Origin of the sequence: Salinisphaera sp. (assembly GCF_035690525.1) — a bacterium.
In the GTDB taxonomy this organism is placed as follows: domain Bacteria; phylum Pseudomonadota; class Gammaproteobacteria; order Nevskiales; family Salinisphaeraceae; genus Salinisphaera.
This window is the reverse complement of the sequence record NZ_DASSKM010000028.1, coordinates 1-11,191: the sequence shown is the minus strand read 5'-3', so window position 1 is coordinate 11,191 and position 11,191 is coordinate 1. Positions and strand designations below refer to the sequence as shown.

General features: G+C 65.8%; 9 protein-coding genes. 6 read left to right on the top strand and 3 right to left on the bottom strand.

The genetic code is table 11. The features are described from left to right. A partial coding sequence (locus VFJ08_RS01835; RefSeq protein ID WP_324994560.1) for a LysR family transcriptional regulator occupies positions 1-757 on the bottom strand: 757 nt, incomplete at its 3' end. A gap of 97 nt (positions 758-854) precedes the next feature. Between VFJ08_RS01835 and VFJ08_RS01830 the strand changes: the two genes are divergently transcribed. From VFJ08_RS01830 to VFJ08_RS01815, 4 genes are all read left to right on the top strand, one after another. Further along, positions 855-2,471 (top strand): NADH-quinone oxidoreductase subunit L, encoded by a 1,617-nt coding sequence (locus VFJ08_RS01830; RefSeq protein ID WP_324994558.1) that lies wholly within the window; start codon positions 855-857, stop codon positions 2,469-2,471. Next, positions 2,468-4,933 carry a DUF2309 domain-containing protein gene (locus VFJ08_RS01825; protein ID WP_324994556.1) on the top strand — a complete coding sequence of 822 codons (2,466 nt, stop codon included), beginning with the start codon at positions 2,468-2,470 and terminating at the stop codon, positions 4,931-4,933. The genes VFJ08_RS01830 and VFJ08_RS01825 overlap by 4 nt, the downstream gene beginning before the upstream one ends. A gap of 369 nt (positions 4,934-5,302) precedes the next feature. Continuing rightward, positions 5,303-5,476, top strand: coding sequence for a hypothetical protein (locus tag VFJ08_RS01820; protein WP_324994554.1), 174 nt, complete (start codon positions 5,303-5,305; stop codon positions 5,474-5,476). Positions 5,477-5,738: 262 nt separating this feature from the next. Then, the gene (locus VFJ08_RS01815; RefSeq protein WP_324994552.1) at positions 5,739-6,443 is read left to right on the top strand and encodes a uracil-DNA glycosylase family protein; all 705 of its coding nucleotides are present in this window, start codon (positions 5,739-5,741) and stop codon (positions 6,441-6,443) included. A 56-nt stretch (positions 6,444-6,499) separates the two neighbouring features. Here VFJ08_RS01815 and VFJ08_RS01810 read toward each other — a convergent pair whose 3' ends face one another. Further along, positions 6,500-7,216, bottom strand: a complete 717-nt coding sequence (locus tag VFJ08_RS01810; protein ID WP_324994550.1) for an HAD-IA family hydrolase — start codon at positions 7,214-7,216, stop codon at positions 6,500-6,502. A gap of 200 nt (positions 7,217-7,416) precedes the next feature. Between VFJ08_RS01810 and VFJ08_RS01805 the strand changes: the two genes are divergently transcribed. Continuing rightward, a complete protein-coding gene (locus VFJ08_RS01805) occupies positions 7,417-8,661 on the top strand; it encodes a GGDEF domain-containing protein (RefSeq protein WP_324994548.1) in 1,245 nt (414 codons plus the stop codon). 190 nt (positions 8,662-8,851) lie between these two features. Here VFJ08_RS01805 and VFJ08_RS01800 read toward each other — a convergent pair whose 3' ends face one another. Next, positions 8,852-9,859 (bottom strand): LacI family DNA-binding transcriptional regulator, encoded by a 1,008-nt coding sequence (locus tag VFJ08_RS01800; protein WP_324994546.1) that lies wholly within the window; start codon positions 9,857-9,859, stop codon positions 8,852-8,854. Positions 9,860-9,965: 106 nt separating this feature from the next. Between VFJ08_RS01800 and VFJ08_RS01795 the strand changes: the two genes are divergently transcribed. Next, positions 9,966-10,802 carry a phytanoyl-CoA dioxygenase family protein gene (locus VFJ08_RS01795; protein WP_324994544.1) on the top strand — a complete coding sequence of 279 codons (837 nt, stop codon included), beginning with the start codon at positions 9,966-9,968 and terminating at the stop codon, positions 10,800-10,802. Positions 10,803-11,191 lie beyond the last annotated feature (389 nt).

The window sequence follows — 11,191 nt, the reverse complement described above, 5'->3', positions numbered from 1 at the left end:
CGTCCGCGATTTCATCGCGGACGACTACCGGCGGCATGATGGAGACCGCATTCCAGTCGCGCGCCAGCAGGCGCAGCAGCGCCATGTCGTCGACCTGGGCAAGAATGGTGGGCTGCACGTTCCAGTGTTCGCAGTACATATCCACCGCGACCCGGATTTCGCTGTGTTCCCCGGGCAGCAGCACCGGCGTGCCGTCGAGATCGTCCGGCAGGCAAAAGGGTTGGCCGCGCGGCCGGCCGAGCACACCGACCGCCTGGCGGGCAATACGCCGGCTGCGCCAGGGGGTTTCGGCGGTGCTGCGAAGATCCGCGTTCGACAAGACGAGATCCAGCCGATGCGTACTGAGTTGCCCGAGCAGGTCGTCCAGGCGCCCGGATTGCAGCACCAGACTCACATCGCGGCGATGCATCAGGGGCGCGATGAAGCCCTGCTGAAAATTACGGGACAAGGTGGCCATCGCGCCGATGCGCACGAGTTGGCGCGCCCGCCCCTGGCCTTCGCGCAGGGCGGCCAGCATCTCGTCGCCCCGGCTGAATATGGACTCGGCATAGGCCGCCACCACCCGCCCGGCCTCGCTCAGTTCGAGCTGACGGCCGACGCGGTTAAACAGCGTTTTCCCCAGCGCGGCCTCGAGTTTCTTGATCTGGCTCGATAACGCGGACTGAGAAACGTGCAACCTCTCGGCGGTTTCGGTGAGCTTGCCGCGCTCGGCCACGCGCCAAAAATAGTATAGGTGGTGATAGTTCAGTCGGGCCATCGTTCTTATTTAGAGAACATTTGCAGCTTAAATATATATTTTTTCTTGAGCAAAAGCCTACTTAAGCTAGCGCTCGCCACTCCTTTTCCCTACTACGATGATCGATACCGCCGTATCCCCGGGCGCCTGGCTGGCCGCTGGCGTGCCGGCCACTTACCTGCTGGCCGCGGTTCTGGCCGTCGGCCCCGCGCGCGCCCGGCGCGCCGCCTGGTCGACAACGCTGGCGCTCGCGGGCTTCGTGCTCTTGGTTGTGGTTGCGGCGGGCGCGTACTACGGCCTGGCGTCGCCCGCCAACGTGCTGATCGGGCGCCTGCCCGTCAACGCCGTGCTGGGTCTGGCCCCCAGTGTTCGCCTCGACCCGCTCACGCTCGCCATGCTGGCCCTGATCGGCTTCATCGGCCTCGTGATTCTCAACTATTCGCGCCGTTACCTGGCCGGCGACCCGGGCTCGACCGACGTCGGCCAGCAGCGATATCGCCGCTGGTTCTGCGCCACGCTGGCCTGCATCAGCAGCATGGTGATCGCCAACCAGCTTCTGGTTCTTGGCGTGGCGCTGGCGGCCGCGAGCCTGTGCCTGCACCAGTTGTTGACCTACTACAGCCAACGCCCGCAGGCGCTGCTCGCGGCGCACAAGAAATTCCTCATCAGCCGCATGGCGGATGTCTTCATTCTCACGGGATCGACCCTCATCGGCCTGCACTACGGCAGTTTCCAGATGGACGCGGTGTTCGCCAGCGTCGACGGCGCGGCGTTTACGCCGACGCTGACGGTGGCGACCACGCTGATCGCCTGCGCGGCCATCCTCAAATGCGCGCAGCTGCCGTTCCACGGCTGGCTGATTCAGGTCATGGAAGCGCCGACGCCGGTTTCGGCCCTGCTTCACGCCGGCATCGTCAATATGGGTGGCTTCCTGATCATCCGGTTCGCGCCGCTGATGGCACCGGCCGGGCTCGCCCAGGCGCTGCTCGTGATCGCCGGCACCACCACCGCAGTGCTCGCCGCGCTGATCATGACGACGCGCGTGAGCATCAAGGTGATGCTGGCGTGGTCCACCTGCGCGCAGATGGGGTTCATGCTGATCGAATGCGGCCTGGGGCTGTACAACCTGGCGCTGCTGCACCTGCTGGCCCATTCGTTCTACAAGGCGCATTCATTTCTCAGCGCGGGGGAGATGGTCTCGGTGTCGATCCAGCGCGCGCGTACGCCGGCGGCCACCGGGATGCCCGCGGCCGGCTGGCTCGCGGTGGGCGGCGCCGGCGCGCTGGTCATTCTCGGCCTGTTCGTTGCCGGCGTGGGCCATCCGGGCGTGTTCGCGGTGATCGTGCTGGCGGTGGCCTCGCTGCTCGGCGACGCCGCGGGCTCGGGCCGCGCGCTCTTGGGCCGGGCGGCGGCGGCAGCGGTGGCCGTGGTTTGCCTGTACCTGGCGTGGGCCTCTCTATCGATGCTCTGGGTACCCGCGGCGGGCAGCCGGGCCTCGACCGCCGGCCAGGTCGCGATCACGCTCGCCTTCGCCGCGCTGTTCGTGCTTCGGGCGATGCTCGCGAGCGCGGCCGGCGCGCGCCGCCTGCGCCGTCTGCACCCCCACGTCTACGGCGGTTTCTACCTCGACCAGATGTTTACCCGGCTCACGCTGCTCATCTGGCCCCCGCGTTTGCCGGCGCGCCCGCGTGTGGCCTCCGCCGCTCCTGTCATCCACGAAAAGGCCAGCGCATGAACGCACAAACTCAGGAATCAAGGCCCGCCGCGGCATCGCCCGAATCGATAACAACGGCGGTCACGGCGGCCTGCGCGCAAATTGCGCCGGCGTGGCCGCTCGATCAATCGGTGGCGGTCAACCCGCTCTGGCCGCTGCGCAACCTGCCGATCGCGCATGCGGCAGCGCGGCTCGCCGCGCGCGGCGGCGTGCGGCTGCTGCCGTCGCGCGCCGAGTTTCGACGCTATTTCCAGCAAGGGCGGATCACGCGGGAGAACCTGGCCGCCGCCGGCCGTGAAGCGGTGCCGGAATGCACGGTCGAAAACCTGATCGCCCACCTCGACCGGCCGCCGGCCACCGCCCGCCTGCCGCTCGTCGCCGACCAGATCGACCGCGCGCGCAATCTCACGCGCCGCACCGCCTGGACGGAAGAAATCGTGCATCAGGTAAGCCAGCTCTGCGCCGCCGAATTCGATCTGGGCCAGGGCGACTGGCCGCGCACCGACGCGGCTGGTTTGTACGCCGCCTGGCGCTACAACGTCGGCCGCGACCGCGGGGTCGCCATCCTGATGGGCCGCTTAGGTCTGGCGCGCCACTTCCGCGCGTTGCCGCCGAGCGCCGACGAATTGATCCAGACGGCTCTGGGCGGGATGGGCGTGCCCGCCGAGTCGATGCCGGCTTACCTGCATGCCCTGCTGCTCAGCGTGAACGGCTGGGCGTCCTGGTGCGCCTATCGATCATGGCAGGCTAATTTGCATGGCGCGCAGGATGCCACCCTGCGGGAGCTGCTCGCGATCCGCCTGGCTTGGGATTGGGTGCTGTATTCCGCGGTGGCCGACGAGACGACCCGCTGCGCCTGGCGGCACGCGCTGACCCAAAGTGCCGCGCTGGAAGCCGGGCACGAGCGCGATCAGGCGCAAGACTGGCTCTGGCAACGGGCGCTCGAGCTGGGATACGAGCGCAAACTGGTGCACGATCTGAAGGCGCCGCACGCCGAAATCCCCGCCGCGCCCCGCGCCCGGGTGCAGCTTGCTTTTTGCATCGACGTACGCTCCGAGGTGTTTCGGCGCGCCCTCGAGGCCGAAGCGCCCGGCGTCGAAACGCTCGGTTTCGCCGGATTTTTTGGCGTACCCATGGCCTATCAGCCGTTCGGCACGGATCTCGCCCAACCCCAGCTCCCCGGCCTGCTGGCACCCGCGATGACCGCGATCGAACGCGGCGACGACGGCCGTGACGGGCCACGCCTGGCAAGCGTGCAAAACCGCCTGGGCAGCGCCGACGTGGCGCGCCGTTTCCGCTGGGGTAATACCTCGACGTTTTCCTACGTCGAGGCGACCGGGCTGCTGTACGCGGTGAAGTTGGTGCGCAACGGGCTGCTGCAACGGCCCAGCACGCATGCGACCAACGGCAAGCGCCCCGCCGACAGCGCCCGCCTCAAACCGGAGCTCCGCCTGGACGGCGCACCGCTGCCGCTCGAAGCCAAGGTGGCCCTGGCGGCCGGCATTCTGCGGGGGCTGTCGTTGACGCGCGGCTTCGCACCGCTCGTGGTGCTGACCGGCCACGCCAGCCAGGCCAGCAACAACCCGCAGCAGTCGGCGCTGGATTGCGGCGCCTGCGGCGGCCACTCCGGCGAAGTCAACGCGCGGATAGCGGCGGCCCTGCTCAACGAAGCCACCGTCCGCGCCGGTTTGCGCGCCGAGCGAATCGATATTCCGGGCGACACCCGTTTTATTCCGGCCTTGCACAACACCACGACGGACGACGTGCGGCTGTTCGACCTGGCCGCACTCGATGCCGAAGGCGCGACGCGCATAGACGCGTTGCGGGGTTGGCTCGACGGCGCCCGCAACCGTACCAACCTCGAGCGCGCCGCGCGGCTGGCGCCCCGTGCGCGCACCGCGGCGGCGGCGCGCCAAGCACTCGACCGGCGCGCGCGCGACTGGTCGCAACTGCGGCCGGAATGGGGCCTGGCCGGCAACGCCAGCCTGATCGTCGCCCAGCGCAGCCGCACGCGCGGGCTGGACCTCGCCGGGCGCGCGTTCCTGCACGATTACGACGAACGGCAGGACCCGGACCACGCCGTGCTCGAACAAATCATGACCGCGCCCATGCTGGTTTCGCAATGGATCAATCTCCAGTACTACGCGTCCACGGTCGACAACCGGGTTTACGGCAGCGGCAACAAGACCCTGCACAACGTGGTCGGCGGCCACATCGGCGTGTTCGAGGGCAACGGCGGCGATCTGCGGATCGGTTTGTCGCTGCAATCCCTGCGCGACGGCGAGCAGTGGGTCCACGAGCCGCTGCGGCTGGCGGTATTCATTCAGGCGGGGGCCGACGCGATCGCCGCCGTGATCGCCCGGCACGAAACGCTGCGCGATCTTGTTGACCACCACTGGTTGGCCATTTACCGAATCGGCAAAGCGCAGGAGCCGATCCACCGCTATCGCGCCGGACGATGGCTTGCGGTGGGCTCGCCATAACAACCGCTTACCCACGTGGAAAAATAATAATGCATACAAACCTGTCGATTTATGCATCTTGGTATAAGCCCCGTCCCGGCGCGCCTTGAGCTATGCTCGAAATGGTGTAAAAGCGAGTTTGAAATAGGCGGCGTATCCGGCTGACCCGCTCACGGCTTTGCTGCGCCGTGGCGAGCGCGATGCCGAATGATGAAAACCGAAATATAACGTGCGGACGGTGCGGATTGACCCCGCAGGCTAGCTCTGGGGAAGGGCCCAATACCATCCGGTAGAGCACGGGTAGCGATCGGCTGTGTCGGACATGAAGCTGGACGCTTGAAAGTTTTCGGCGCCGCGCTCGCCGGCGCATGTTCCGATCAGGAGTTCGCTATGAGCATCGAGCCGAAGGACCGCCAGACCAGCAAGGACGATCCGATCAAGGACGAAACGTCGCGCCCGGAGCGTGGCAGTCAGTGCGAAACCAATCACGACAGCCACGGCCCGGCCGATCCGCACGACGACGACCGCGACCAGACCAGCCATGAAGACGACCATAAAGATTGATCGATCTTCATGAAGCCGGAATTCGTCCGCGGATGAACGCCAATAAACGCGAATGAAAGCAAGATAAAGCGTATAAGCGCGTCTTATTCGCGTGCATTTGCGTTTATTCGCGGACTGTTTTTGAGCGGTAGGCCATTGCTTTTGCAGGTTGGTATTGGTATTCCGGCGATCAAATAAACCAATATTTTCGGGCTCATAATGCGGGCCGCTTCGGCCGTCCGTGGCCCGGGCCGCATCACAGTTATCACCAGGAGGGGCGCCGATGGCACTCGACGATGCGCAGCGTCGGGCTTTTCGCGAACTCGCCGACGATACGCCGGGCATCGATACCGAAGTCTATGCCCGGTTCGACAAGGATGCGCTGGAGCCGATCATCGGGCTCGGCCGGCGCGACGCCCGGATCGGCTTCTTGGGCCGCGACCCGGGCCGCGACGAAGTCAAGTGCGGCGAGCCGTTCATCGGCGCCGGTGGCCAGCTCGTGCGTCGGACGATTTATCGTCATCTTCACGGCGGGGAGATGCCGGATTTCGAGACTTCACGCGTGCTCGGGCGCGATTTCTTCTGGATCAACACGGTGCCGTACAAGCCGGTAGGCAACAAGGCGTGGTCCATGAAGATCAAGCGCCGTTTCCACCCCTTGATGCGGACGCTGTTAATCGAATCCTGGCAGGGCCGGGATCTGATCACGCTTGGGCGGGAAGCGTTTCTATGGTTCGCCATCGATCAGGACAAGGCCGAACGCGATCGTATCCAGGCGTTCTGGAAGCGCGAGGACCGGTTCGAGTCCTGTATCGAGATCACGCTGGACGCGCCGGACGGCGGCGAGCAGCGTTTTCGCGTCTATCCGCTGCCGCATCCGTCGCCGCTCAATGCGACCTGGTACAAACGGTTTCCCGGTCTGCTGCAGGCGCGGCTCGACGAACTCGACGCCCGCCCGGGCCGGCTGATGCGGGACTCTGGCCATTGATCGACCATTGGTCGGTCCGATTCGGCGCGGGTTGGCCTGTGTCCTGGATCGGGACCTTATCGCGTGCCGGTGCCCGTGGCCGCTTTGCTCGCGCTGTCGCCGCTATTTTCCGGCAGGTGCACGCGCAGTTGCCCGTCGCCGAGCGTCTCGCAGGTCACGCCGTGGTAATTCGGAATGCTTGGGTGCGCGGTATCGGCGGCCGCCGAGTGCAGCGCCGAGATCACGACCACCGAGGCGCCCACGGCTTCGGCCGCCTGTATGCCGGCGATCGCGTCCTCGAAGATCAGGCAGCGCGATGCCGCCACGCCGAGGCGTTCGGCACCGAGCTTGAAGGCGTCGGGCGCGGGCTTGCCGCGGGTTACATCGTCGCCGGCGACCAGTTTATCGGGCAGCGGCAGGCCGGCGGCCTCGATGCGACGCTCGGCCAGGCGGCGCGGCGCGGAGGTGACGATCGTCCAGCGTCCGTGCGGTAACCCGGCCAGAAATCCCGCCGCGCCGGCGATCGGCTCGATATCGGCGACATCGTCGATTTCCGTTTCCAGGATGGCCGCCGCCTCGGCTTCGGGATCGATGCCCCGCACCCCGGAATCGCGGATCGTGTCGATCGCGCGCTTGCCGTGAATCGTCGGCAGGAACGCGTCCACGTCCAGGCCGTGGCGATGCGCCCACTGCGTCCAGACCCGCTCCGCGGCGGCGATCGATGTGAGTACGGTGCCGTCCATGTCGAACAGTACGGCATCGAAGGCGGAATTCGGGGCGCTCGGGTAGGCCATCGGGATACGCGATATCGGAGATCAAGCGGCCCAGACTACCTTGAGACGCCGCGGTTGTCCCGTGTTTGCATGGCTCGGAGAAACCCCCGAGAGCCAAGGGCGTTCAAGAGGTATTAAGGCAATCGAAGTTACTTATGCTGCCCGAATCCGGCCGTTTCGCGGAAATGGGCCGGGTAAAAACGACGTTAACGGAGGTGCGAATGGTTGCGACCGCGTACCGCTTCAACGATACCGCGTCACGTGTCCGTCGCTTTCTGGCGGCAACCCACGGCGCGATCTATCTCGCGGCCAAGGAACGCGATTTCGCCGGCTTTGTGCGCGGGACGCTGTTGACCACCGCGCTGTTCGTGCTTGCCGCGGTGGGCTGGGATTTCGCTATCGATCCGGTCCATGCGTGGCAGTTGATCTGGCTGCGCTTCCTGGGCAGCGCGCTGGTTCTGTTGTGGGCGCTGGCGAGTTGGCGCAACGTGCATGCGCCGATGGCACGCGCGCTGGCCGTGCTGGTGCCGCTTGCGATCGAGGCCAGCTTCATTCATGTCCTGGCGGTGCTGAACGGCGGCGGCGCCTATGGCATGGGCGGGTTCCTGTATTTCTTCATTCTCGTGCCGTTTCTCACGCTGGCGCAGCCGCTCGTGCTATCGGCCGCGGTGCTGGTGCTGCTCGCCGTGATGCCGCCGGTGGCGTCGCTGTTCGGCTTGAGCGCCGACCTGGACTGGGTCGTCTATACCGCTTATATCGGCCTCGCGCTGGGGCCGGTGATGCTCATCTTGCTGATGTTCGAGTATCTGTACTGGACCGTGTTCCGGTACCGCCGGAAGGTGGAGGTACAGGCGGTAACGGACGCGCTGACCGCGGTGGCCAATCGCCGGCATTTCATGCTCGAGGCGGCCGCGCGACTGGAGAACCGGCAACAATGCGGCGCGCCGGCGAGCCTGTTGTTCGTGGACATCGACCGCTTCAAGGCCATCAACGATCGCCACGGGCATGCGCTGGGCGATCAGGCCCTCACGCATGTGGTGAACCGGCTCAAGCAGGTGTTGCGTGACGACGACCTGATCGCCCGCTACGGCGGTGAGGAATTCGTCGTCCTGTTATCGGACGCCGATACCGATCACGCAGTTCGGGTGGCCGAGCGCATGCGTGTCGCGGTCAAGACCGAGCCGTATGACGTGGCGGGTACGAACGAGCCCGCCATTACGCTGACCGTGAGCATCGGCATCGCCACCCGGGCCGCCGATCGGCCGGTCGATTTGGATACTTTGATCATCGCGGCCGACCGCGCGCTCTACGACGCTAAAAGCGCCGGGCGCGATCGCGTGGTCGCCGCCGCCGAGCGCACGGAAGCCGGACGTCATAAGACAAGCGGTCGCAGCAGCGACACGGCCGTGGCAAAACGGGGCATCGGCGGCCCGCGGCCGGCCCGGCTCAACCTGCCGGGCGCTTAATACCAACCGTTACAATGATGTAGCGATAGCCGATAAGGAAAAGAGAAAGTCCGCAAATAAACGCAATGTACGCAAAATAAAGAAAATTCGTTTTCATTTGCGTTTTTTTCGCGTTCATTTACGGACTGTTTTTATCTTCCTTTTGCATCTTTGTTTTTACATGTTGGTATAATTCGTGAGCCGGCGGCGTTCAGGGTGATGAGCTTTGGCGGATTTCGAGACGATGCGGCACACGGCGTTCGCGCGCGGCCAGCGTGTGATCGGCCAGCCGCTCGGCGAGACAGTCTAGCGCCAGTTCCACCAGCCGCGGTTTGTCCGGCGCGATCGTCGACAGCGACGGCACGCTATAGCGCCCGGCTTCGATGTCGTCGAAGCCGACCACGGCGACATCCCCGGGCACCGCGCGCCCGCCGGCGGCCAGCGCGTGCAGCGCGCCCAGCGCCAGTTGATCGGTATAGCAGAACACGGCGTCGAGTTCGGGTTCTTGTCGCAGCAGCTGCACCACGGCGCGGGCGCCGTCTGGTCGATGCAGACGTTTCACGGCGATTTCGAGCGCCGCGCGCGGCATCAGGCCCGCGGCCCGCAGGGCTTGGCGATAACCCTCGGTGCGCAGCCGCGCGGTCTCGTTCGACAGGTGCGGCTGTAGGCCGATAGCGCCGATCCGGCGGCGACCGCCGGCCAACAGATGCTCGGTGGCTTCGCGTGCCGCCGCGATATTGTCGACGGCCACGTGATCGACCAAACCCCCGCCCGGACGCTCGCCGAGCATGATGACCGGCGGCGCGGACGGCCCGCGCTCGATCTCGTCCGCGCCCACCGCCCACGGGCTGAACACGATCGCATCCGCGCCAAGCCCGTGCGCGCCGCGGAGCATCGCGCGCTCGCGCATCAAATCGCCGTCGGTCTGTTCGATATGCACGATCCAGCCGCGCAGTTCCGCGCCGCGCACGAGCCACGCGGCGAGTTCCGAGAAATACGGCGAATCGATTTCGGGCAACACCAGGCTGATCATGGGCTGCCGGCCCTGACGCAGCTGGCGGGCTGCGATATTGGGCCGATAGCCGAGCTCCGCGATAGCAGCCTGCACTCGTTGCCTCGTATCCGACGCGACATGTGGAAAATCGTTTACGACGTTCGAAACCGTCCGTACCGAAACCTCGGCGTGGACGGCGATATCGCGCAGCGTGATTCGGCTCATCGGTTCCCCCTGTCGCTTGATCGACTTCCAACCACCATGGTATTGCAATTTTGAATTGCAACGTTGCAATATGCGTAAGGAATACTAAACAGCCTGGAGGAGAATCATGGCCACCACCACACTCGAAGAAACCAGCGCGGCGCTGCCCGACGTTGGTGATTCCGTGCGCGCGCTGTATGGCGACGGTATCGTCGGTCATAAGCAAGCCTTTGAGCGCGCTTGGGTCAGACGGCTGGCCGAGGACGTGGATGCGGCGTTCGCCGAGGCGCGCGGCCGGGAAGGCGGCGCGGTCGGCCGCGGCCCGCATCGCTGGTATGTCGAGATCCACCCCGAGGCCTTGCGCGGTTTCGTGGATCTGGTCGACCACCCCTGGGTACGCGCGATTTCCGACGCCGTGCTCGGCCCGGATTACCGTGTCGTCGAGGTCGGCTTCGATATTCCTTTCGCCGGCGCGGTCAATCAGCCTTGGCATCGCGATTTTCCCAGCCCGCCGGCGACCCGAAGCGAAGGGCGCTTGACGTCGCTGGCTTTCAACGTGACCTGCGTGGACACCGAAGCCGACATGGGCCCGTTCGAAGTCGCGCCCGGCACCCAGTGGGAGGCCGGTACCGGCTTCGAACACGAGATGTTTCCGCCGCGTTCGGAATATCCGCGCTACGAAAAACTGGCCGAGCGCAAGTTTCCGCGGATGGGCGATATATCGGCGCGCTCGGCGCTGACCATTCATCGCGGCACGAAAAATCACTCGGACAAGGCGCGCCCGGTGCTGGTGCTGGGCATGGACGCGCCGGGCGCGGGCAACGCCGAGCATCACGATATGGCGGTGACCCGGGGTTTCTGGGCCGGCCTGCCGCCGCGCGTGCGCCGTCACATGGGTTGTCCGATCGTCGACGCGCTGACCCCGATCACCCAGAAGCACACGATCGAGGGGCTGGTGATGTAGGGCCTGTTGCCGCTTCATACGGCCCCGCGTTGCGACCCCAAATCGTGTCAGCCAAGACGCAGAGCACCGACCGCAGTCATTCTGCGGTCAAGCTCTGCAACGCCGGATGGCGCGATTTGGGGCCGCAACCCGAAGGGCCGGGGCCATTTTAGCGCAATCCAGCGTTGCAGCGCGCTAAGGTAGAATGACTACCGTACGCCCGCTGCGCCTTGTCTTGCACCAAAATGGCCGCCGGCGCGGCGTCGTATGAAGCGGCAACAGGCCCTTAAGCCGACTGACCGGGCGTTTATAGAGCGGCGCCGGATGCTCCGGCGCCGCCCGAGGGCATCGGGCCGTTAGGCTTGCCTGTTGTGCAACCGCTTGACTTCGCCCGTGGCCAGCGCCCGGTC